Annotated in this window: 19 protein-coding genes; 12 read left to right on the top strand and 7 right to left on the bottom strand. The window is 42.0% G+C overall.

All coding sequences use genetic code 11. The features are described 5' to 3' along the window. Window positions 1-5: 5 nt before the first annotated feature. Window positions 6-3,419: a cytochrome c biogenesis protein CcsA gene (ccsA, locus tag BST86_RS05115; RefSeq protein WP_105982333.1), complete on the top strand. Its 3,414-nt coding sequence runs from the start codon at window positions 6-8 to the stop codon at window positions 3,417-3,419. Window positions 3,420-3,503: 84 nt separating this feature from the next. On the opposite strand, the gene BST86_RS05110 is transcribed toward ccsA, so the two are convergent. Both BST86_RS05110 and fumC read right to left on the bottom strand, forming a co-directional pair. Further along, a complete protein-coding gene (locus BST86_RS05110) occupies window positions 3,504-4,403 on the bottom strand; it encodes a hypothetical protein (RefSeq protein WP_105982332.1) in 900 nt (299 codons plus the stop codon). Window positions 4,404-4,571: 168 nt separating this feature from the next. Next, window positions 4,572-5,966, bottom strand: coding sequence for a class II fumarate hydratase (gene fumC, locus BST86_RS05105; RefSeq protein ID WP_105982331.1), 1,395 nt, complete (start codon window positions 5,964-5,966; stop codon window positions 4,572-4,574). A 229-nt stretch (window positions 5,967-6,195) separates the two neighbouring features. Between fumC and BST86_RS05100 the strand changes: the two genes are divergently transcribed. Further along, window positions 6,196-6,381 (top strand): hypothetical protein, encoded by a 186-nt coding sequence (locus BST86_RS05100; RefSeq protein WP_055412782.1) that lies wholly within the window; start codon window positions 6,196-6,198, stop codon window positions 6,379-6,381. Between the two features lie 73 nt (window positions 6,382-6,454). On the opposite strand, the gene BST86_RS05095 is transcribed toward BST86_RS05100, so the two are convergent. Both BST86_RS05095 and BST86_RS05090 read right to left on the bottom strand, forming a co-directional pair. Further along, complete coding sequence (locus BST86_RS05095) at window positions 6,455-8,002, bottom strand: M20/M25/M40 family metallo-hydrolase (RefSeq protein ID WP_105982330.1); 1,548 nt, start codon at window positions 8,000-8,002, stop codon at window positions 6,455-6,457. A gap of 111 nt (window positions 8,003-8,113) precedes the next feature. Beyond that, the gene (locus BST86_RS05090) at window positions 8,114-8,998 is read right to left on the bottom strand and encodes a dienelactone hydrolase family protein (RefSeq protein WP_105982329.1); all 885 of its coding nucleotides are present in this window, start codon (window positions 8,996-8,998) and stop codon (window positions 8,114-8,116) included. Window positions 8,999-9,240: 242 nt separating this feature from the next. Here BST86_RS05090 and BST86_RS05085 point away from each other — a divergent pair, with 242 nt between their 5' ends. After that, window positions 9,241-9,432, top strand: a complete 192-nt coding sequence (locus BST86_RS05085; RefSeq protein ID WP_041496837.1) for a cold-shock protein — start codon at window positions 9,241-9,243, stop codon at window positions 9,430-9,432. A 195-nt stretch (window positions 9,433-9,627) separates the two neighbouring features. Next, the gene (locus tag BST86_RS05080; RefSeq protein WP_105982328.1) at window positions 9,628-10,656 is read left to right on the top strand and encodes an LLM class flavin-dependent oxidoreductase; all 1,029 of its coding nucleotides are present in this window, start codon (window positions 9,628-9,630) and stop codon (window positions 10,654-10,656) included. A 200-nt stretch (window positions 10,657-10,856) separates the two neighbouring features. On the opposite strand, the gene BST86_RS14880 is transcribed toward BST86_RS05080, so the two are convergent. Continuing rightward, a complete protein-coding gene (locus BST86_RS14880; RefSeq protein WP_172443316.1) occupies window positions 10,857-10,994 on the bottom strand; it encodes a hypothetical protein in 138 nt (45 codons plus the stop codon). Window positions 10,995-11,091: 97 nt separating this feature from the next. On the opposite strand from BST86_RS14880, the gene BST86_RS05075 reads away from it, so the two are divergent. The 4 genes from BST86_RS05075 to BST86_RS05060 are packed head-to-tail and all read left to right on the top strand — an operon-like array spanning window position 11,092 to window position 16,858. Further along, entirely contained in the window at window positions 11,092-13,077 is a 1,986-nt protein-coding gene (locus tag BST86_RS05075) for a tetratricopeptide repeat protein (protein ID WP_105982327.1), read from the top strand. Between the two features lie 18 nt (window positions 13,078-13,095). Beyond that, window positions 13,096-13,599 carry a hypothetical protein gene (locus BST86_RS05070; RefSeq protein ID WP_105982326.1) on the top strand — a complete coding sequence of 168 codons (504 nt, stop codon included), beginning with the start codon at window positions 13,096-13,098 and terminating at the stop codon, window positions 13,597-13,599. After that, window positions 13,596-15,842, top strand: coding sequence for a caspase family protein (locus BST86_RS05065; RefSeq protein WP_105982325.1), 2,247 nt, complete (start codon window positions 13,596-13,598; stop codon window positions 15,840-15,842). Before BST86_RS05070 ends, BST86_RS05065 begins: the two co-directional genes overlap by 4 nt. A gap of 20 nt (window positions 15,843-15,862) precedes the next feature. Next, window positions 15,863-16,858: a TIR domain-containing protein gene (locus BST86_RS05060; RefSeq protein WP_105982324.1), complete on the top strand. Its 996-nt coding sequence runs from the start codon at window positions 15,863-15,865 to the stop codon at window positions 16,856-16,858. Between the two features lie 106 nt (window positions 16,859-16,964). On the opposite strand, the gene BST86_RS05055 is transcribed toward BST86_RS05060, so the two are convergent. Next, a complete protein-coding gene (locus tag BST86_RS05055; protein WP_242446465.1) occupies window positions 16,965-17,696 on the bottom strand; it encodes an arylesterase in 732 nt (243 codons plus the stop codon). Between the two features lie 47 nt (window positions 17,697-17,743). On the opposite strand from BST86_RS05055, the gene BST86_RS05050 reads away from it, so the two are divergent. From BST86_RS05050 to BST86_RS05035, 4 genes are all read left to right on the top strand, one after another. Then, window positions 17,744-18,433, top strand: coding sequence for an ABC transporter ATP-binding protein (locus tag BST86_RS05050; protein ID WP_105982322.1), 690 nt, complete (start codon window positions 17,744-17,746; stop codon window positions 18,431-18,433). Between the two features lie 47 nt (window positions 18,434-18,480). Continuing rightward, window positions 18,481-20,973, top strand: coding sequence for an ABC transporter permease (locus tag BST86_RS05045; RefSeq protein WP_105982321.1), 2,493 nt, complete (start codon window positions 18,481-18,483; stop codon window positions 20,971-20,973). 127 nt (window positions 20,974-21,100) lie between these two features. Continuing rightward, a complete protein-coding gene (locus BST86_RS05040; protein WP_105982320.1) occupies window positions 21,101-21,559 on the top strand; it encodes a YqhA family protein in 459 nt (152 codons plus the stop codon). 42 nt (window positions 21,560-21,601) lie between these two features. Continuing rightward, the gene (locus BST86_RS05035) at window positions 21,602-22,366 is read left to right on the top strand and encodes a class I SAM-dependent methyltransferase (protein ID WP_317046516.1); all 765 of its coding nucleotides are present in this window, start codon (window positions 21,602-21,604) and stop codon (window positions 22,364-22,366) included. Here BST86_RS05035 and BST86_RS05030 read toward each other — a convergent pair. Then, entirely contained in the window at window positions 22,363-22,923 is a 561-nt protein-coding gene (locus BST86_RS05030; RefSeq protein WP_105982319.1) for a DUF4494 domain-containing protein, read from the bottom strand. The two genes, BST86_RS05035 and BST86_RS05030, sit on opposite strands and share 4 nt — an antisense overlap. Window positions 22,924-22,956: the final 33 nt, after the last annotated feature.

Genomic DNA, 22,956 nt, shown 5'->3' with positions numbered 1-22,956 from the left:
GACCTATGAAAGACAGGATAATAGCGATTCTTTTCTCCACTAGAACCATGTCCATTTTACTGATTGTTTTTGCGATAAGCATGGCCGTTGGTACATTTATTGAAAACTCCTACGACACGCCTACTTCAAAGCTTTGGGTGTATAATACCTGGTGGTTTTCTGCCTTGATGTTGTGGTTGATGCTCAATTTTATAGGTAACATTAAACGCTATCAATTATGGCAGTGGAAGAAATGGGCAACGCTTACCATGCACTTGTCATGGATTCTTATCATCATAGGCGCTGGAATCACAAGATACATTTCTTATGAAGGGATGATGTTGATACGTGAAGGCCAGACAGAAAATACCTTTTTAAGCGATGAAACATATTACAGCGTTTTAATTCAAGGCGAAGATCCCAACGGGAATCCCATGCAACGAGAAGTGCGAGAAGAAGTTTTGTTGAGCCGCTATGATTATGACGACGTGGAGACTTTTGAATTCTATGATAAAGAGATCAGTTTTCAAGTGGATACGCTTATTTATGACGCGGTAGAAGGGTTAAAGCCTAGTGAAAATGGCGATCGTTACCTCAAGATTGTAGAGGCTGGATCTGGATCCAGACATGATCACTTGATAAAAGATGGCGAGGAAGCTAGTATTCACGGTGTTCTTTTTGCCGTAAACAAAGATCCTCAAGAAGCGGCCGAGAAAGGCATGATCAACATTATCGAGAACTGGAACGGTTACTCCATCCAGACACCTTTTGAAGGTGATTACCTAAGAATGGCAGACCAGCAAAAGGGCGAAGTCTTTGCAGATTCTCTCCAGCCATTACAGTTACGTTCCTTGTACAACATGGCAGGAATGCAGTTTGTCATTCCAGAACCAATACAGCAAGGAGAAGTAGGTATTGTGGCGAGTGCAGAACCTACATCGGCTAAAGCATATGGTCTTATCGGAACCTTACGCAGCGGTGATGATGAGCAGCGCATTGAATTGATGGGTGGAAAAGGTATTCTAAACGATTTTTCAAGTGTTGATATCAATGGCCTTAAGTTTTACATGAAATATGGTTCCATAGAGCGAGAGCTTCCTTTTAGCATCACACTCAACGACTTTATCGCAAACAAATATCCAGGAACCGAAAAAGCGTATTCATCCTATGAAAGCAAGGTTGTCGTTACTAATCCAGATAGCACAAAAACCGACGAACATATTTACATGAACCACGTTTTGGACAAAGCTGGTTTTAGATTTTTCCAATCTGGTTTTGATCCAGATGAGTTGGGAACTCACCTGTCAGTAAATCATGATTTCTGGGGTAAAGTAGTAACCTATACTGGATATATTTTGTTGTACATAGCGATGATGGCTTTGATCTTTGATCCTAATACCAGATTTGGAGAGCTGCGCAGATTGATCAATAGAGTAGAGAAGCGTAAAGCTAAAAAAGTGTTGATGATCGCAGTGTTGATGAGTGGTAGTTTCGCTTTCGCGAAAGCGAATTACCAACAACCACCTACACAAACCGACAGCGTTGCGGTAGACCATTCAGGTCACAACCACGCGGTCCAACAACCAGCCTTTCAAAATCATGCAGGACACGACCATGAGACTGTAGATGGAGACACTTCCATGGAAAGTCGTGATGGTGTTAGTACCAACATGCCAGCAGACGCCATGAAAGCAGAACAAGCGGCACCTGCCACGCCACAGGTACTTCCAGAAATCCCGTTGCGGGTTTTAGATAGCATCATCGTGGCAAACATGGTTCCTAAGGCACAGGCAGACCGTTTTGGTAGAGTAGTGGTACAGGACAATGGTCGTATGAAGCCTATCGCAACTCTAGCATCTGAGGTGTTGCGCCGCATGTCAGAGCGTGATTACTATGAGGCAAAGGTGGGCGATTCCACAGTGCGCTTATCTCCAGAACAAACGCTTATAAGCATGATGCAAATGGGCCAACTTTGGTTTGAGGTGCCCATTATCAAATTGAATTACAAGAACGATTCCTTAAAATCGGTTATTGATGTGGATAAAAGTCGCTCGTATGCCAGCGGTATGGATTTCTTTAGAAAACCTAACGGCGAGGTAGGTGGCTATAAATTAAGTCCGTTCCTGGACGATGCCAATAGCGCCGACGTCAAAACCAATATCCAAAACGAATTTATCGATATCAACTTTAGTGTTGGTTTGCTGGATCAAGTTATCAGTGGTTCGATTTTAAAAATTTTCCCTAATCCCAACGCAGAAAATAATAAGTGGTACTCTGCACTGGAAAGAGATGAGGCTGGTTTTGAACGTGAAGGAGATTATAATTTTGTCAGGGATTTTGTACCAGCATATACGACCTTACTCAATGAAGGTAAACAGACAGGTGATTATTTAAGAGCCAATACAGCGCTGAATAGTCTATTTGAATTTCAGCGCGCTTATGGTGCAGACGTGATGCCGTCAGAAGACAAGATTGAGGCAGAAATTCTTTACAACAAATACGATGTCTTCAAGGGCTTGTACAAATGGTACGTGTGGTTCGGAGTCGTCATGCTGATCCTATTGATCGTTGAGATCGTTAGGCCTATGAAAGAAATCCGCTGGACTATTAAATTTCACAAGTATGCCATTCTTGGGATCTTCCTGGTGCATACATTGGCGCTGGCCGTTCGCTGGTATTTGAGTGGTCATGCACCATGGTCGGATGCTTATGAATCCTTGATTTATGTCGCTTGGGCTACCATGGCCTTTGGGTTGATGTTTGGAAGAAAAAGTGAAATGACCATTGCCAGTACGGCTTTTGTAGTCGCAATTATATTATGGGTCGCACAATTGAACTGGCTTGATCCATCGATAGCCAACCTTCAACCAGTACTGGATTCTTACTGGTTAATGATTCATGTGGCTGTAATTGTAGGTAGTTATGGGCCATTTGCCTTAGGGATGATTCTAGGTATTGTTACCTTGATCTTGATGATTTTCTCGTCCAAGAAGAATAAAAAGAAGATGGATCTTAACATCAAAGAGTTGACCTACATCAACGAGGTTTCTTTGACGGTAGGCTTGATCATGTTGACCATTGGTAACTTTTTGGGAGCTATGTGGGCTAATGAAAGTTGGGGACGTTACTGGGGTTGGGACCCAAAGGAAACGTGGGCTTTGATTACCATTTTCGTTTATGCCTTTGTGCTGCACTTGAGATTAGTTCCAGGCTTGAAAGGCCGCTGGACGTTTAATCTATGGTCTGTGTTGGCTTTTTACAGCGTGATGATGACCTATTTTGGAGTGAACTTTTACCTGTCTGGACTGCACAGTTATGCCAGTGGTGACCAGATCATTTCTTATCAAGCGATTTTTGGATCTCTTACATTTATAGCTATTCTCGCAGGATTTGCCCGATGGAGAGAGAAAAAGGTGTACGGTAAGAATAGGTTAAAGTAGAATTCGCTTTCTCGTCTGCCGACTGACAGATGCGAAAGCGCGACACTTATCATCTACCGCTAATCAAGAACCAGATTTGTTTTATTAGACTTCGTCTTGTAAATCGCTTTTTTCATAGCGGTTATGAATCGCAATGATGCCAAGACCAAAGGCGACGGCAACGACGATAAGTACCGTGCTGATCAAATCGTCCACACCAAAGGACATGCGAATGAGAATGGTAGATATGATGAATCCTGAGTTTCTTATAATCTTATGAAAATGGTGCGTGTAGAAAAAGCTGATGAGCAAAAGCACGACGTCAACTAGTATCAAAATGGTAAAGAATTGGTCAAAAAACAGATTGTTGATACTCTCAAAAGCATCCACTTGATCGCCGGTGCCAGCAACTCCTATTACCCAATTTATTAATGTATAGAGTGCCATGCCAAAAAATAATGGCAATAGGAAAACAGCAATGGTTTTCTTTTGAAATATAAAGCTCTTGATAATCTTTTGGTCAATTTTCTCACTGATGTACTTCTTCTTGCCTTGCTTCTGGAATAAATAAATGAGGTAGAATAGGACTAGAGAAGCGATGATGTCATAGGTAAACTGCAGGTCTCCTTTAATCTCAAACCAGTCAGAACTTAGCTTTAAAGCAGATAGATCCTTAAACAGCTTACGGATGATAATGAGCGTAATGATTTCATATTGCTTAATGATATAGGTCGTAAATGATTTGGGTAGATAATAAATAAGCAGATAGACCTCATAAATCAATATAAAGGAGAAAGGTGTATAAACAGATGAGATTGGACTCTCCAGTAATTCTGGAAGATTTTGAAAGGTGATCACCTCAAATTTCACCAGATAGATTAATAACAAATGGATAAAGAAACTGATGAGCGCGATGATAAGAATGACACGCTCTACAATGCCTCGAGTTTTGTCTGAAAGAAGAACCTCAAAGGATTTATTGAGTAGTTGATTATTTTGCAGCATGTTGGCAGATTAGCATATGGCAACAAGTAGCGCCATATATCTAAGAGTAGTCAACTATCTCTTTAACTTACAGTAGGCTATGTTTTAAATGAACATTATCAAGACACATTAGAGCACAAAAAATCCCAACCGTTCAGTTGGGATTTTCCTTTGATTTTGTTGAAAATACTACCGCTTCCCAACCATATCCTCAGGTCTGACCCATTCGTCAAACTCTTCGGCAGTTAGATAGCCTGTCGCTACGGCAGCTTCTTTTAACGTAGTGCCTTCTTCATGAGCCTTGTTGGCTATTTCGGCGGCTTTGTAGTAGCCTATCTTGGTATTCAAGGCGGTAACCAGCATTAAAGAGTTGTTTAATAAATCCTTGATGCGTGTATGATTAGGTTCGATTCCCGCAGCACAGTGTTCTTCAAAACTTCTACAAGCATCACCTATCAATTGGGCGCTTTGCAATACCGCAGCAGCCATAACTGGTTTGAATACGTTTAGTTCATATTGACCTTGCATACCACCAACGCTTACCGTGACATCGTTACCCATGACTTGGGCGCTTACCATCGTCAATGCTTCACATTGAGTTGGGTTGACCTTTCCTGGCATAATAGAACTTCCTGGTTCGTTTGCTGGGATGATGATTTCGCCTATACCGCTGCGTGGTCCACTGGCCAGCATTCTTATGTCGTTAGCAATTTTATTTAAGGAAACAGCCACTTGCTTTAACGCTCCATGCGTTTCTACCAAAGCATCATGAGCCGCCAAGGCTTCAAATTTATTATCGGCTGTCTTGAAAGGTAGGCCTGTGAATTCTGCAATGTAGCCTGCCACTTTAACGTCATAGCCGTCTGGTGTGTTGAGTCCTGTTCCTACAGCGGTTCCACCTAGAGCCAATTCACTCAAATGATCCAAGGTATGCTCCAAAGCAATGATACCGTGATCCAACTGGGAAACATATCCTGAAAACTCTTGTCCTAAAGTCAATGGAGTCGCATCCATCAAGTGTGTGCGTCCTATTTTGACTACTTCGCTAAATTCCTGGCTTTTTTCGTGCAATGTGTTGCGCAGCTGTATGATCCCGGGAATGGTGTCTTCTACAATTCTTTTATAGCAGGCAATGTGCATTCCTGTTGGGAAAGTATCGTTACTACTTTGGGATTTATTGACGTCGTCGTTGGGTTGTATGGTTTTATCACCTTCGCCTATTTTTTTACCTGCAATCTGGTGGGCGCGGTTAGCAATCACCTCGTTCACATTCATGTTGGATTGTGTACCAGAACCGGTTTGCCAGATCACCAACGGGAATTGATCGTCATGTTTCCCATCCAGAATCTCGTCACAAACCTGCGCGATCAAATCGCGCTTCTCAGTGGCGAGGACACCTAGCTCTTCATTAGTATAAGCCGCCGCTTTTTTGAGGTAGGCAAAGCCATAAATTATTTCCAACGGCATACTGCCAGATGGACCTATTTTAAAATTCTCACGGGAACGCTGTGTTTGCGCGCCCCACAATTTATCTGCTGGAACCTCAATGGGTCCCATGGTATCTTTTTCTATACGGTATTCCATGGAGTTGATTTTACACAAATATAGAGTTCAAGGCGCTTATGGCTGAATCAACCTCAATAAATTGTTCTTAAGATTTGCACAGAGACTTTTGAGGTTATCGCTTTCGCGAAAGCGAACTTATCCACACCACTTTATTCACATCAAACAGAAGATTTTTGTTAATAAAGTATACCTGCAAGTTTTATTTTATGCCTGCAGCCACTATCTTTGCAGTATCTAAACAAAAGTTATGTTTGAATTTGATCAATATTTAGGCTTTTTAGCATTTGCAGCAATTCTAACGATAGGATTCTGGTTAATGATTTTCTTGACAGCATTTGCGATCCCTTACTGGATTACAGGTACAATGCTTGAAAAAATGAAAATGAAGAGAGAAGCCAAGAAACTGGAAAAGGAGAAGAAAGCGAATTCTTAAACGCTTTTATACTATATAAGAAAAGCCATTCTATCACTAGAATGGCTTTTTTATGAAATAGATCCAGCTGCTTTTACATGCCGCCCAATCTTGTGGGAGATCGTGGTGTAGGCCATTCACTAGGCTCACCAGTACGACGGTTGATAGGCAACACAGCCTTTTCACGAGAGGCTTTCTCAGGATCTTCACTGGCTTTGTAAGCCAGTATCGCAGTCAAGATCGCATTGTTGCGCACGTCGTCAAAAACTATTTTATCATACGTATCTCTATTGGTATGCCAGGTGTAATTCCAGTAATCCCAGCTTATAGAACTCAAACTAAATGCTGGCGCACCAGCAGCCTGGAAGGATGCATAGTCAGATCCGCCACGTGCTGGTGAACCTGGGAAACTCGTTTCAATATGCTTGGTAATATCATTGGGAACGGCACTAAGCCATCTGCTCAAGTAGTCATAAGAATAAAGAAAACCACCACCAGATAAGTTAACCACACGACCAGTACCGTTATCCTGATTGAATACGGCTTGTACGCCTTCAACGATTTCTGGATGATCTTCTACATAAGCTCTAGAACCGTTCAAACCTTGTTCCTCGCTACCCCAAAGGCCAACGATAATCGTACGCTTTGGATTAGGGTAGTGCTTTTTAAGCAATCTTGCAGCCTCCATCATGGTGATGGTTCCCGTACCATTGTCAGTCGCTCCAGTACCGCCATCCCAAGAATCAAAGTGCGCTGATAGCACCACATATTCATCTGGTTTTTCAGTTCCTTTAATTTCTGCTATCGTGTTGAATGTAGGTTGTTTTCCTAGGTCTTTAGATTCGGCTACAATGTTTACTTCTGGTTTGTGACCTGATTCTGCCAGCCTCCATAACATACCGTAGTCTTCCAGTTCTAGGTCGATTTCAGGAATCTTTTCTGTACTGGTGCTGAAGATCTTATTCACTCCAAAACCTCTGGACCAGTTAGATGAAATTACCGCAATAGCGCCAGCCTTTTCAAGAACGGAATCCAAATCGCGGGAAGAAACACCCATATTACTCATGTTTTTTCTAAACTGCTGGTTGAGAGTATCACGCATTTCCTTCATTTTCTCAAATGATTCTGGTGTTGCGAACTCTTCCCAGTTTTCATCTGGTCTACCGGTAGATTGCGGCATAGATGTTAGGACGATTTTACCTTTAATGGTTTTTAACCAATTTTGGAATTCTGCTTCATTGGAAACGGTAGGTAGTGCCACGACTTCACCGCGTACTCCTTTTTTACCGGTGCTAGGACTCCAGGCCAGTTGCATACCCTGCAGCGTTTGTACTCTAGGTGCTACCAAATCAATGTGCGTTATACCGCGTTCCCAGCCGCGCCAGTCGCCATATTTTTCGGTTTTGGCGTCGATGCCCCATGATTTGTATTTATTTACTGCCCAGTCACCAGCGGCCTTCATCTGTGGTGAACCTACTAGACGTGGTCCCACGACATCCATAAGTTCATGCGCTAGGTTTTCCAGTTGGGAGTTTTCAGTGGCTTCTTTTACCATGGCATCTACCACTGGATCTTGTTGTTGGGCCGTCACAAGGCCAGCGGCCAGTATGAGACTCGAGAATAATAATTGAGTTTTCTTCATTGGTTTATATTAATTGTTAGGTTTAAAATTAGACGGAAAAAGTTTTATGAGAGTTCGCTTATGTGATTGCTTGTCGGTAAACAGGAAAGCGAGACTCTGTATCTTCTTGCATCAAGAAAGATGCTTTTTGAAAAAATCAATCGTACGGCTCCAGGCAAGATCTGCAGCAGCTTTGTCGTACCTAGGTGTGGAATAATTGTGGAAGCCGTGGTTGACACCTTCATAAAAATAAGCGGTATGCTCAATGTTGTTGGATTCCAAAACTTCCTTGTATTCTGGCCAGCCGGCATTCACGCGCTCATCCAGTCCAGCATATTGAAGTAGGAGCGGCGCCTTAACCTCGGCGGCTTGTTCCTTATCAGGCTGTCGACCATAAAAAGGTACGGCCGCACCTAAACCTGGCAGTTGTACAGCCATCATGTTTGCCACCCAACCACCAAAACAGAAGCCCACGACGCCTACATTGCCATTGCAGTTCTCATGGTTTTTGACGTAATGGTAAGCAGCAATAAAGTCTTCCAGCATTTCCAATCGATCGCGCTTGCTTTGCATGGCACGACCTTCATCATCATTACCTGGATAACCGCCCAATGGTGTCAAGGCGTCTGGTGCTAAGGTGATGAATCCATCAACCGCACCTTGTCGGCCTACATCTTCCACATAAGGATTCAATCCACGATTTTCATGAACCACGACGATACCAGGAACTTTATCTGTCAGATGAGCTGGTTTTGAAAGCAAACCTTTAATCTCGCCGCCACCTTTAGAAGACTCATAAGTAATGTATTCACTCGCAAATCTATCGTCATCGACGGGAACCGTTGGGTTCTCATAATTAGGTTGCACAAAACTGAGCAAGGAAGGTAGTGTGATCGCGCCTACCGCAAAAACCGATAAACGCTCTAAAAAGACACGTCTGTCAATCTTGTTGTGGGCATAATCGTCATAGAGGTCAAAAACCTCTTGGGAAATGTCTTCTCGTTTGATAATGGCCATAAGTTGTCCTTTTAGTTCCTGTTTGACCCTTTAAAAATAGGCGATCGGCTTGCAATACGCAACAAAAAGGTAGTCGTGAGCTGCCAATTCAAAAATTAATTAAAGGTTCAATCCTATGGCAAGGCCTATAGATAGTAAGTTGTTGATTTTCAAAAGTTTTTTATTTAAATATAACTGATAATAATAGCTGTTCCTACCTAGAATAAGTTCATCTTTGCAGCTTAATTATTATAACATTTACAATGAGTACAGGAACAGTAAAATTTTTCAATGAAACTAAAGGTTTCGGATTCATCACTGAAGAAGGTGTTGACAAGGACCACTTCGTACATATCTCAGGATTGATCGATGAAATTCGCGAAGGCGATGAAGTATCTTTTGATCTTAAAGAAGGAAACAAAGGATTGAACGCAGTAAACGTAAAAGTTCTATAATCAGAATTTAAACAAACTGCCCTTCCCGTTTTCTTAAGGAAATAAGGAATTGAAATTAAAACCCATCTAGGCTTACCTAGATGGGTTTTTTATTGCACGGCATTTAAAAAATTCAATAGTAACACGATTACAGGTGCTTCATCTTGCTATTATGGCAGCTATTTAAAATGGTACAGCGTTTGACCTCTGTAGTTCATGAAAAAGAATCAAACATTATATTCTATACTTGATCTTGCACTGGTATCACAAGGTCAAACCATTCAACAGACCTATCACAATGTTCTTAAGATTGCTGAAGCTGCCGAAGAGAATGGTTACGAGCGATATTGGCTTGCAGAGCATCACAACGCTCCAAACATAGGTAGTAGTGCTACGTCCATATTAATAGGATATCTGGCAGAAAACACCAATACCTTGCGCATAGGATCTGGTGGCATCATGTTACCTAATCACTCGCCATTGATTATAGCAGAGCAATTTGGAACTTTGGCAAGCCTTTATCCCAATAGAATCGATCTAGGTTTGGGTCGTGCACCTGGTACAGATCGTGAAACCGCACAAGCGATTCGCTCTGATTTTATGCAAGCCGCGCATTCCTTTCCAGCAGAACTGGAAAAACTCGAGACTTATTTCAAGAAGGAAAATGCAAGATCAAAAGTTCGCGCTACCGTGGCTGAAGGTGTTGATGTGCCTCTATACATTCTTGGATCCAGCACCGACAGTGCACATCTCGCGGCAGCAAAAGGATTACCCTATGCATTTGCCAGCCATTTTGCTACCACTCATTTATTTGATGCCCTAAAGATTTACCGAGAAGAATTTAAGCCATCAGAGGTTTTGGATAAACCCTATGTGATGGCAGGTGTGAATGTAATTATTGCCGACACTGACGAAGAAGCACAAGCTCTAGCCACCTCGTTGATTAAAATGATTATAGGGATCTTCACGGGCCAACGCGATTTTGTGCAGCCTCCAGTTGTGATGGACGACGATTTACAGCAAGTGATGCAGCATCCACAATTACATCAAATGCTCAAATATTCCTTTATTGGCAGTAAGGAAACTGTTAAGGCGCAAGTAAAAGATTTCTTGAAACAAACCAATGCCGATGAGCTCATCGCAGTTTGTAATATCTATGATGTAAATGATAAGATCAAATCTTACAACTCATTTGCAAATATTATGAAAGAGCTCACGGCCGAAAAGGAAGCAGTGGCAGCATAATTGAGGTTTTAATTTTTAGTTCACTTTCTGCCTATCGGCGCGCTGGCGCGAAAGCTAAAACAGAAGAAGTTCTGAAAAGCAAAATAGCTCCATACGATACTCATTTACCATTTGATTATAATGAAACCCATTGCAGTGCAATGGGTTTTTTAATTAGATGACGTCCAAATTAGATTACTTATTGAATTAAAAATCAAAACTTAGATGGCTGGGCCATCTCTTCTAGGACCTATAACTACGCCAGTTTTTGGTGTTCCGTCTTGATCTTGATCAATAGGTTTTCCAGGTTTTGGTGCGTCTTTTCCTGGCTTTGGTGATGGAGTTTTTTCAGTGCTCATGGTTTAAAGGTTTTTTAGTTAGAACTTAATGACTGTTAAGTTAGCGAATATTTGTTATTAATCCTTAATTTTCAAGTAATTATAAAACCAACCACCAATGACGATAAAGCAATTTATCGCTGAATGTCAAAAGAAGGACGTTCTAAAGCTTATTTCTATCTACTTGGTTTCCACATGGGTGTTACTTCAAGTACTCGCGGTAGTATGGGAACCCATTGGTTTACCTAAAAAGTCGGTTACCGTCCTGATACTCATTTTGGTACTAGGTTTCCCGTTCTATCTGTATTACATCTATAAATTTAAAATTCATATAGAATACAACGAGGATCAAAGCAAAAAAGAATTAGCATCTATTGCTTCTTTTAAAAAGATCTATTTCGGTACGGTAGCTATATTCTCCGTGGTCTGTATGGCTGTTGTAGTGGTCATTACTAAAGCAAATTTCTTTAATAACGATGAACCACTCGTTAAGACGGTTGTACGCGTGGAAAGCGAACCCATAGTAGATGTTGATGATCGCATCGTGGTGCTCAAATTCAAGAATAACAGTATGCAAGATTCTCTGGACGTAGCGGGCAGCATGGCGGCAGATTGGATTATTCAGGGAATTAATGAGAAACAAATTGCCCAGGTAATATCTACCGAGACCATAAAGCAATATGCAGAAGATTTTGAAGGCTATACATCTGGCTCTATCAAGATTCTAGACCGGTTCATACAGCCTAGTAAAATCATTACGGGAACATATTTTCTAAATAAAGATCAGCTGATCGTACAAAGCTCCATAACGGATGGGAAAACATCGGATATATTGGTTTCATTTAAACCGCAATCGTGTTCCAGTAGAGATCCGCTGGTGTGTATCGAGAATATTAAGCAACTCATCATGGGGTATCTGTTTTTAGAAAACAAAAACGATTCTTTGAGCTTGCAACGTAATCCTCCTAAATATATGGCTTACGAGAAACTACTGGAAGCAAAGTCAAAGTCCCATCGCGAGAAAGACTATCTAAATTTATTGAACGAGTCTATATCTATAGATCCTACCTTTTTTGAACCTCAAGTATTGAGAGTGGCCTACCATTACGGTCAAGGCAATTACAAAATCGCAGACTCTTTACGCCGAACCATAAAATTGACAGCCTACGATAATAAAAGACAGGCAAATCTATTGAAGTACTATGAGGCGCTTATCAATGGAGAAAACGATCGAGTCTATCAAACGCTGCTAGAAGAGTATCGATTTGTACCACAACAGCTTGTCGATAACTCTACTGTAATGGTTGTTGCCCAGCAGTACGTCAATAGGCCTGAGGATGTAGAACCTATTTATGAACGTATTTCAAACGATTCTTTGGATCTGTATAACTGCCACACGTGTCTTAATCGTCAATATGTAAGTGCGTTAGCCCATATTGAGCTTGGGGATTATCAAAAGGTGATCAGCGAACTTGAGAAAGTCATTAAGGATCGGGAACAAGAATTGTTGCTGGAACCATTGGTAGTCGCTTATCTTAAAACGGGACAGAAGAGAAAAATCGATCTTTTGCTGGAACGGCAGGAATTATCATTGCGGCCTGAAGAAATAGTCCGGTTGCAGTATTTTCTTGGAATGCAGGCTATGTTGATGGATGATCTCGCTTTCGCGAAAGCGAAATTCCTTAAAGTCATTGAATTAAGTCAAGGTTTTGAAGATGCCAGTACGCTACAATCCATGTTATGGCTAGGGCAAAACGTAAAAGCGCTATCGCTTGCGCAACGTCTAGCAGCCGCAAAACCTGCAGACATTAGAATAAAATCCTTGCTGGCAACGGCATTTTATAAAGCCGGGAATAAATCACAAGCCATGGAAACGCTTGCCCAGATAAAAAGACTTAAAACAGACTACGATTACGGTAGTACTGATTATGAATTAGCTAGATATCACGCAGGAATAGGGAATGATGATAAAGCCCTTCGACTATTACAAACCTCCATTGCTGATGGTAACATTTATACCACGCGCAGGTTTCAAAATGATCCCGTTTTTAAAAATATAATCAAAACCCCTGAATTTGATAAGATCATGAATTACTGGCATTAACCATTAAAACGCTACCATATGACCATCCAAGAATTTATTGCACTCATCAACGTCATCATTTGGCCCTCAATGTTGTTGATTATTATTCTTCTATTTCGCAAACCTATGGTAGCGGCCTTTGGTAGGCTAGGAGCCATAACGGCAAATGCCAGTGGTTTGTCACTTACTTTCGAGAGCGCACTTGAGGCCGCACAAGAAACTTTCGGTAGTGATCTTGCGGCTGGTGTAGAAAAAAGTGGTCCAAAGATAGGGTTTGAGAAAAAGTTAAGGCCTTACGAACAGTTAGTTGAGATCAAAAGGTCAATAGATAATACGTTGGTAGAATTAGCAACCGATTGTTCTATAAATGTAATTGGAAAATCTCCATCTTCTATCTTAACAGAGCTGGTACAACGCAACATCATTCCACCAAAAAAAAGCGTAAAAATGCAACGTCTTATCACCGCGATTGATGCAGCACCTATATCAATTTCACATGCTCAGGTAGCCCAATTACAACAAATGTTAGATTCCATACAATGAGTAGCTCTACATCAAACCTCGACAATGCATATGCGCTTTTAATAGGAGTAGGCAAGGATTTGCCTGCCAGTGCACGAGATGCGGAAGCTATAGCTAATCTGCTTTCAGATCCTGATAAAGTAGGTTATAAGCCAGAGAATATACAATTGCTGGTAGAAAAGCAAGCCACTAGAAAAGGAATTCTGGACGCATTTGATACATTGATCGATAAAACAGACGAAGACTCCAGCGTTTTGCTATTTTACTCAGGTCATGGAGGTACATATACCGATAATGACATACAAGAATGGGAACATGACGGGAAGGATCTCAAACCAGAAGAAGAGAATGAAACCCATTATTTCTGGGTTCCTAACGATTATAATGGTAGAAAGTATAGAGATACTTGGGTTCTCGCTACGGAGCTAAAGGAAAAGCTGGCATCACTCAAAACACGTCGCCTCATTCTAGTGCTGGACTGTTGTCACGCTGGTGGTATGACTAAGAGTTCGCCAGGTATAGGCAAAGCAAGCCTAAAGGATCGATTGACCAATCCAGAAGGGATGATTCACAAGATGGATGATGGTCGCGGTATGTCTATTTTATCATCTTGCCGTGCCGAAGAACGATCGTGGATCATTCCTAAGGATGCAGAAAACAGTCTGTTTACAGAATGTTTGCTAGAAGTCCTGGAAGGAAAACACCATCCTGATTTTAAAGAACCCTACGTGAGAATGACTGATGTAATCAATCATGTGATGCGTAAAGTGCCAGAAGTCAAGAGCGTACAACGACCTTTTGTAACCCTGCAGATGTTTGATAACTTCATATTAAGTAAAAATATACTTAAAGACATACAAGAGACTGTAAAACAATATACTGAATCAAAAGGAACAGAGAAAGAAGCTACTGGTGAAGTGCTATCTAAATTTAGGGAGAATCATGGTGTAAACGCTGCTGTTTTTGTACACGGTTTTTCTGGTGAGGCGCATAAATCCTTTGGTGAAGTCCCTAAGCTACTGGCTCAGGATAGCGATATGGATGGTTGGGATTTATTTCCTCTTGGGTTTTCCCAAAACAACATGCCAGAAATGGGGCATGATATATGGGCCAGCTCGTTAGACCTTCAAAAGTTGGCAGATAATATTGCCTCTGGAATACGTCATAAGTTTGAGGATTATAAAAGGGTGGCACTAGTAGGGCATAGCCTAGGTGGACTTGCTATTCAAATGGCCATGTTGCAACTCAAACCAGAGGAACGTTCTATAATTAGTCATATCATTTTAATGGCAACGCCCAACAAAGGGATTCTTGCCAAGGATAATAAAGAGGTGGAAAAACGACACCAGAATTTATTTTCTACAGGAACGTTTATTCAAAACTTGAGAAAGGAATGGAATGCGTCCTTTTCTACACCAGATTTTACCTTGAAGAATGCTGTAGGAACTGATGACAATCTTGTGGGAACAGAAAATAGCTTTGGCGTTTTTGACGTATCAAGCGATGTATTAGTAGCTGGAGATCATTTCAGTATGGTGCAGCCAGAAGACACTGATCATGATGGTTACCAGTTGATTTGCAAAACACTGACTGACAATACCTTCTCCAATAAATACACCAACAAAGAAGAAATTAATCTATTGTTAGGCGATTACGAGGCTGTGGTTAGGGAACTCTGGCCAGACCGTAAAAATCTAGGTAACAAAGGAACGCGTAATTTAATATTTGCACTAGAAGGACTCGACCGGCTGGATGATGCGATAGACTTTGCAGAAAGTCAGGCAAATGAAAATGAAAGCCTTTATTTCTTAGGCTTACTTGCAGGTCGTGTCAAACGGCGTTTTCTTAAATACAACAAAGAGAAAGACGGCGATCGCAGTTTTGACCTATACAAAAAAGCGTTTGATATGGCTGTTGATGAGAACAATATCGAGAAGCAATATTTTTTAGCTATCAATCTTGCCTTTATGAGCATTGTTCACCATCAGGATAGGGCGGAGATGACAAAGTATGCCACGCTTTCGCGAAAGCGTGCTCAAGAAGATCCTTTTGAAAGCATCTGGAAAGCCGCCACTATTGCCGAAGCCAGCATATATCTAGCCGACTTCTCAACGGCCAAAGAGCAATATACCATTGCCGCTGCTGAGGCTGGACCACGAGAGAAAATTTCCATGCATGCCAATGCCTGCCTTGCCTACACCACATTGACCAGAAAAACAAATGATGAGTTCGTGAGATTTTTAAATGGCGTATTTTTAAACTAACCAACTGAAAACCAATCCATATGAAACGTTTATTTATAAGTTACTCGCGTGCAGATAAGGAGTATGTCAAACATCTGGTTGATGTCCTGCGTGAACAAGAATTTGAAATATGGTTTGATGAGCAAATACCGGTAGGAAAAGGTTGGGATGATGTGTTGGAAGAGCAGATCAAAAAGGCAGACGCCATGGTCCTGGTACTGTCACAAACTTCGGTAGCATCAGAGAACGTCAAGGATGAAATCGCTTTCTCAAAACACAGTAACGTTCCCGTTATACCTATCAAGATCGAAGAATGTGATGTACCGCTAAGGATGGTACGTACCCAGTTTATAGATTTCACTCTAGGTTTTGATGTAGGTGCACAGCGACTCGTCGACGATCTGCGCGCTCAATTTGAAAAACAATCCGCTAGCAGTGGTGAACCCGTAGTGACGGCCATACCCAGAACGCGTAAGAAAGTCAAACGGGTTTACACCAGAAAAAAACCATGGAAAGCCTATATCATAGGTGCCGCTGTGGCTATTTTGATTCCTTTTTTATTAGTCTGGATGTTTGATTCTGATGCTGTAGAAGATACAAGTGACGATCCTATTGGAGAAGTCTCTAGTGACGAAGCCACATGGGCGTACACAGTAGATGCAAATACGCTCAATATTTATACTGATTACCTTATCGAATTCAAAGAAAATGCCACGCATTATGATGAGGCGAGGCAACGCATTGCCTCATTTATGGATGCTACTGGCTACGTTCCTATGGACGTTGATGGTGAAATGGTTATGGCAGTAGAAGCCTTCAATAAAAATAAGAATCCTGAAGGCTATCCATTGCCAGACAATGTGATTTATCCGTTAAAAACCGTAAAGGTGTATGAATTGCCCGTGATTAATGGTCAATCTGCGGTATTGAAAGATGAAGTGTTGGTCAAGGACCAGCCGGTGATTGTTCTTGACATCGAGCAGGACAATGAGACTTTGGAAGTTTGGGTGAAAATAGCTTATCAGCAGGATTATTAATTGTGAGGAGTGTGAGTTATTGATTGATTCGCTTTTCTGTCTGCGAGCAGCCAGGCGCGAAAGCGAACTTTCAACAAACCGTTTGCATCTATCTATCAAGAATGGGTCATGAAGGTGTAGAAATCACGCCTTCCAAAACTTGCCAAACATTATCTGCCAATATTTTGTGACCTTCAACGGTAGGATGTATGCCATCGTTTTGATTTAGGGATGGAACACCGCCAACATCTTCTAATAGAAACGGTATCAAAAAGATGTTGTTTTCAGTGGCAAGATCAGAGAACATGGATTTGAATTCGCTAGTATATTGCTGACCCATGTTAGGCGGTAGTTGCATTCCAGCTAGAATAATTTTGGTTTCTGAGTCGCTGGCTCTAACGGCATCAATAATGGCTTGTAGATTAGCTCTGGTTTCTGAAACAGGCACGCCACGTAAACCGTCGTTAGCGCCTAATTCCAATACAAAAACATCAATTTTTTGATTGAGTGTCCAGTCAATACGGCTTTTTCCACCAGCAGTAGTTTCACCACTAATACCTGAATTAACTACCTGATAATCAAGACCAGCGGCATCAATCTTTTCCTGAATCACACCAGGAAAGGCATCTGCTGTGTCATCGAGACCGTATCCAGCCGTCAGACTATCTCCAAAAAACAAAATGGTTTTATCACTTGAGGTTTGAACTTCCTCAGGTTTCTGACTGGTAGCTTCAGTGGTGGTCTCTGTAGTTGGTGCTGCGTCATTCTTGCAGGAGAAGAGCGACAAAGTACATAGAAAATAACAAAAGTTTAATAGGATGCGTTGCCTATAAATTGCTCTGTTTAAAAGGGTTTCCATAGTTTTAGATTTGAGCATAAGCTTAGCAGAAAATATTAAAAGAATCAATGTCAAAGATATTAAAGATTAATGGGCTGGAGAAAACATATACCAGTGGCTCGCGACAATTAACGGTATTGAAAAATGTCTCGTTTGAGGTAGAAAAAGGGCAAACTTTTTCCATTGTCGGGCCATCAGGTAGTGGGAAGACCACTTTGCTGGGTTTGTGCGCAGGTCTGGATCAGCCCAATGCTGGAACTGTTGAACTTTGCGGTCATGATTTGAATCAACTTAATGAAGATGAGCGCGCTCAACTGCGCAACAAAGAGGTAGGCTTCATTTTTCAAAATTTTCAATTGTTACCTACACTAACAGCTTTAGAGAATGTGAGTGTTCCCTTAGAATTACAAGGTGATGCTACTGCGGTCTCCAGAGCTAGCGAACTGCTGGAAAAGGTAGGTCTAGGCGATCGCGTCAACCATTACCCATCACAATTATCTGGTGGTGAGCAGCAACGTGTAGCGCTGGCCAGAGCTTTTTCCAATCGTCCATCCATTTTGTTTGCAGATGAACCGACGGGAAATCTCGATGAAGAAACCGGCGAGAAGGTGATCAAACTTCTTTTGGATCTCAATAAGGATGCAGGAACAACACTGGTGATCATATCACACGATCTAGATCTGGCTGCGAGAACCCAGCAGATACTAAGGTTGAAAGGTGGACAAGTGCTAACCAATGAACCCACAACCGCGATTTGAATTCTAATCAATTAACCTCGAGTCTAAGGCTAAAATGGCTTTTCAAAATGGCGTGGCGAGATGCCAAAGCTAGTACCTCCAGATTATTGCTGTTTATGGCATCCATAATCTTGGGTATTGCGGCTGTGGTTTCCATTCAGCTTTTTAGTCAAAATCTTACCGACAATATCCAGCGGCAATCCAAATCCCTGATGGGTGCCGATTTTATCATCGACAGCGACGACGTTCCAAATGAACGCGCACAGGCGATCATAGATTCTTTGCAGCCTGATGCCAAGGAAGTCACATTTGTTTCCATGATTGCATTTCCTAAAAATGGTGGCACAAAGCTCGTCAACGTACGCGGTCTGGAAGGAAAGTTTCCCTTTTATGGTACCATAAAAACACTGCCAGCTAACGCTGGAGATCAGTATCAAAATTCTGGCGGAGCATTAGTAGATGCCACATTAATGCTGCAGTACAACATCCAACCTGGAGATTCAATCAAGATAGGTGAACTCACATTACCCATTGCTGGATCGCTCAAATCTATTCCTGGTAGTGAAGGTATTTCCACATCTGTAGCGCCACCTGTGGTGATCCCTTATGAATATGTGGAAGCGACGGAATTGCTTCAATTCGGGAGTCGTAAGGAATATCAATTTTTCTTCAATCAGCCAGATGCAGATTTGACGGCGCTGGAGCAGAGAGTAGAGCCACAACTTGATGTTGAAGACGCAGATCTGGATACACACACGAGCACCAGCAGGCGACTGGGCAGACGTTATGAAAACGTAGGTGCCTATTTAAATCTAGCCGCTTTTATCGCTTTATTGTTGGGCTGTGTAGGTATCGCCAGTTCTGTCAATATCTATATCAAGGAAAAACTCAACGCTGTTGCGGTTCTCAAATGTATGGGCGCTTCCAGAAAACAGAGTTTCCTGATTTACCTCATTCAAATTGCTGGTATTGGCGTCATTGGTGGATTGATTGGAACCGCTATTGGCGTTGGTCTCCAAGCGATATTTCCCTACCTATTAAGGGAGTTTTTACCATTTGATTTAGAGATTACCATTACCGCACAACCCTTAATCATGGGCGTTTTGCTGGGTCTTTTCATGTCTGTGCTTTTTGCCTTGCTGCCCTTGATGCGCACCTGGTATGTTTCTCCATTGGAAGTCTTAAGAGTAACCAATTCTTCATCGGCTAGATCAAATATGGCGCGAGTTATCATTATAGGATTGATCGTTTTGTCCCTGTATCTTTTCTCCTGGTGGCTTTTAAAAGATGCATTGTTTGCGCTAGGGTTCGTGGCTGGTGTACTGGTGACCTTTGCAATTTTAGCCGGTATCGCGATAGGTGCAATGCGCTTGATCAAAAGGTATTTTCCTAAACGCGCGGGATTCACGACCCGACAAAGCTTGCTCAACCTTTTCAGACCCAATAACCAAACCGTCGTGTTACTCGTTGCCATAGGTTTGGGCACCTTTCTCGTAAGCACCTTATACTTTACCAAGGACATTTTACTGGGCAAAACCGAAATAGGGCAGGCGTCTGAAAGAGCCAATATCATTGCGCTGGACGTACAGCCCGATCAGCTGGATGCTGTGGTCGCTACCTTTGAAGAGAATGGATTACCGGTGATTGACAATATTCCGTTAGTCACCATGCGCATGCATAAGATCAAGGATCAATTGGTAAGCGAATTGCGTGTTGATACCACACGACAAATACGCGGCTGGATCCTCAATCATGAGTTTAGAACCACCTATCGTGACAGCTTGATACCGTCTGAAAAAATCATTGCAGGCAGCTGGACACCTTCTCAAAAAACTGGCGAACTGGTACAGATTTCCATTTCAGATAACCTGGCACAAGATGCCAATGTTACGATAGGCGATCGCATTACCTTAAACGTACAAGGCGTTCTTATGGAGACCGTGGTGGGCAGCATACGCCAGGTGGATTGGGCCAATCTGCAGATCAATTTTTCCATCGTTTTCCCTAGCGGAATTCTAGAGAGTGCACCGCAGTTTAATGTGCTAACGACCTATGCACCAACCGAAGAGCAATCGGCAGGATTCCAGCGGGATCTGGTGCGAAAGTTCCCTAATATCTCCATCATCGATTTGCGACAGGTCTTTAACGTGGTAGAAGATATTCTGGACAAAGTCTCCTGGATCATCAATTTTATGGCGTTCTTCAGCATTCTTACGGGAATCATTGTATTGATAGGATCTGTAAGAACCAGCAAATATCAGCGCATCAAGGAAAGTGTGTTGCTGCGCACTTTGGGGGCCAAAAATCGTCAAATCCTTAGGATCACCGCTTTGGAATATCTGTTTCTGGGAATTTTAGGTAGTTTGGTAGGTATCGTACTCGCTTTAGTGAGCAGTTTGCTGCTCGCGCTGTTCATATTTAAGGAGCCTTTTGTACCATCAGCAGTGCCGTTTATAGTGTTTTTACCGGCAATTTCGATATTGGTTTTAATCATAGGGTTAAGCAACATTCGCAGTGTATTGAGCAGTTCACCGTTAGAAGTGCTGCGCAAAGCAGCATGATGCACCTTATTGATTATCAGTTATGAAGTTTAAAAATAGTGGATGAGTGAATGTTTATTTCGCTTTCGCGAAAGCGAAATAGACCACATTTTCATTATCTTTTCTCACCGTATTAAAAACCACCAAAATGACAAAATCTCTAGGCTTCCTCCTGAAAATCGTAGCTGCCCTGGCAGTGATCGCCATTATCGCACTCGCGATAGGCGTGGAATTTTATGCATTTAAAGAGATTTATAGTACGCTCTCAAAGATAGTTTTGGGGTATAGTGAAGAGGACGAAGTGATCAAGAATTGTTTGAAGGCACTTGATCTTGTGTTGCTGGGCGTGATTTTGTTATCTGTTGGGATGGCTTTATCTGAATTGTACGTGTGTAAGATTCCCAATTTGCCATCGTGGCTGGTCATTGAGGACCTGGATGGTTTAAAGGCCTTGATGATCAAGATGGTCATTTTTATCATGACAATCTCGTTTACGGGTCGTGTGGTGGTCTATAACAGTGGTATCGAGATCCTATACCTAGGCGCTGGACTGGCGCTGGTCGTAGGTGCTCTGACCTACTTTTTGGCCAACAAGGACGAGGCCTAAAATTCCAGAAATAGACCGAACACCAATTTTCAACCTAGCATCATGGACTCCAAAAGCATTTTTTACCGTCGCATCCATCACTATGTGATTCCAGTGATCACGCTGGCACTCTGCATGAGTTTTACGAGTTGTCAAGGTCAAAAGAAAGACGAACCGACAGAAAACACCACCGAAATCTATACCTATAAATCTGGTGATTACAATGGAATAGGGAAGTGGTATCTAGGTCGCGAGATCGCTCATGTGATGGGATTTCAAGGTATGGAGTGGCTGAACCGTCCCGAGCGCGAGAAGGAAGAAAATGTTTCCAAACTACTGGAAAATATGGATATCCAAAGTGACGATGTCATTGCCGACATAGGCGCTGGATCTGGATATCACGTGTTTAAAATGGCACCTATAGCTCACGAAGGTGAAGTATATGCGGTCGACATTCAGGAAGAAATGCTGGCAGAGATGCGCAGGCAACTGCAAAATAATGGTCTGGACAACGTGAACCTGATTAAAGGCTACGAGCAAAGCGTTAACCTACCCGAAAATACCATCGACAAAGTCCTAATGGTGGATGTGTATCACGAGTTTAATTATCCATTAGAGATGATGTTGTCCATCAAAAAATCCTTGCGACCCAACGCAAAGGTCTATCTGATTGAATATCGTGGTGAAGATCGATCCATTCCCATCAAAACCATTCATAAAATGACCGAGGCGCAATCCATTAAAGAGATGGAAGCCGCAGGTTTTAAATTGGTCAAGAACATTGACAACCTGCCGTGGCAGCATTGTATGGTTTTTGAGAAATCCTAATCCTCAACAGCGATAAGGGAATCTTCCATTTCCAACACTTCATCGGTTTCATTAAAAACCGGTTTTGAGTCTTTAAGAGCCGTGAAGTTCTTCAAACGTTCTACATCATCTTCCTCACCGGTGAAATATGGGAACACGTCCATAATAGGCGATTCTGAAACGGCTGTAATCGTATATTCTCCCATTGTATCTGCCATGGCGCTTACGGTATTTTCATACGCTTCCTTTACATCGTTGGCTTGTACAAGGAAATAGATGTTGGTTTTACGCTCCTTACCACTTTCTTCATCTACAGCGATGAGTGAGATCTTTGATTTGAACCAGCGATCTGAGTTTTCAAATGGATGGATCTCGGCATAATTAGCCACTTTGATGTTGGTGATTTTGATCTCCTCGTTGTCACTCAAATAAGCCGCCATTTCTTCGGTGATTCTGCTTTCGGCTTCAGTGTACGATATCGCATCTACCAGAAAAGGCTCTGTTTTCATTTTATGACTGGCCGTGGCTTCATCAAATTTTCTATACTTCACTTTGCACTCGTACCATGTGGCGCTCATAGGATTCTTTTTTGGGACGGCAAATATAGAATG

Source organism: Nonlabens agnitus, assembly GCF_002994045.1.
Classification (GTDB): Bacteria; Bacteroidota; Bacteroidia; order Flavobacteriales; family Flavobacteriaceae; genus Nonlabens; species Nonlabens agnitus.
The sequence above is the reverse complement of the archived record's forward strand: the minus strand, read 5'-3'. Positions and strand labels throughout refer to the sequence as shown.

Excerpts from the sequence above, each read along its gene's own strand:
- BST86_RS05050 (WP_105982322.1), top strand. The coding sequence starts at position 17,744 with ATGTCAAAGATATTAAAGATTAATGGGCTGGAGAAAACATATACCAGT.
- BST86_RS05065 (WP_105982325.1), top strand. The coding sequence starts at position 13,596 with ATGAGTAGCTCTACATCAAACCTCGACAATGCATATGCGCTTTTAATA.
- BST86_RS05080 (WP_105982328.1), top strand. The coding sequence starts at position 9,628 with ATGAAAAAGAATCAAACATTATATTCTATACTTGATCTTGCACTGGTA.
- BST86_RS05040 (WP_105982320.1), top strand. The coding sequence starts at position 21,101 with ATGACAAAATCTCTAGGCTTCCTCCTGAAAATCGTAGCTGCCCTGGCA.
- BST86_RS05100 (WP_055412782.1), top strand. The coding sequence starts at position 6,196 with ATGTTTGAATTTGATCAATATTTAGGCTTTTTAGCATTTGCAGCAATT.
- BST86_RS05060 (WP_105982324.1), top strand. The coding sequence starts at position 15,863 with ATGAAACGTTTATTTATAAGTTACTCGCGTGCAGATAAGGAGTATGTC.
- BST86_RS05045 (WP_105982321.1), top strand. The coding sequence starts at position 18,481 with ATGGCGTGGCGAGATGCCAAAGCTAGTACCTCCAGATTATTGCTGTTT.
- ccsA (WP_105982333.1), top strand. The coding sequence starts at position 6 with ATGAAAGACAGGATAATAGCGATTCTTTTCTCCACTAGAACCATGTCC.
- BST86_RS05055 (WP_242446465.1), bottom strand. The coding sequence starts at position 17,696 with ATGGAAACCCTTTTAAACAGAGCAATTTATAGGCAACGCATCCTATTA.
- BST86_RS05070 (WP_105982326.1), top strand. The coding sequence starts at position 13,096 with ATGACCATCCAAGAATTTATTGCACTCATCAACGTCATCATTTGGCCC.
- BST86_RS05095 (WP_105982330.1), bottom strand. The coding sequence starts at position 8,002 with ATGAAGAAAACTCAATTATTATTCTCGAGTCTCATACTGGCCGCTGGC.
- BST86_RS05030 (WP_105982319.1), bottom strand. The coding sequence starts at position 22,923 with ATGAGCGCCACATGGTACGAGTGCAAAGTGAAGTATAGAAAATTTGAT.
- fumC (WP_105982331.1), bottom strand. The coding sequence starts at position 5,966 with ATGGAATACCGTATAGAAAAAGATACCATGGGACCCATTGAGGTTCCA.
- BST86_RS14880 (WP_172443316.1), bottom strand. The coding sequence starts at position 10,994 with ATGAGCACTGAAAAAACTCCATCACCAAAGCCAGGAAAAGACGCACCA.
- BST86_RS05075 (WP_105982327.1), top strand. The coding sequence starts at position 11,092 with ATGACGATAAAGCAATTTATCGCTGAATGTCAAAAGAAGGACGTTCTA.
- BST86_RS05110 (WP_105982332.1), bottom strand. The coding sequence starts at position 4,403 with ATGCTGCAAAATAATCAACTACTCAATAAATCCTTTGAGGTTCTTCTT.
- BST86_RS05090 (WP_105982329.1), bottom strand. The coding sequence starts at position 8,998 with ATGGCCATTATCAAACGAGAAGACATTTCCCAAGAGGTTTTTGACCTC.
- BST86_RS05085 (WP_041496837.1), top strand. The coding sequence starts at position 9,241 with ATGAGTACAGGAACAGTAAAATTTTTCAATGAAACTAAAGGTTTCGGA.
- BST86_RS05035 (WP_317046516.1), top strand. The coding sequence starts at position 21,602 with ATGGACTCCAAAAGCATTTTTTACCGTCGCATCCATCACTATGTGATT.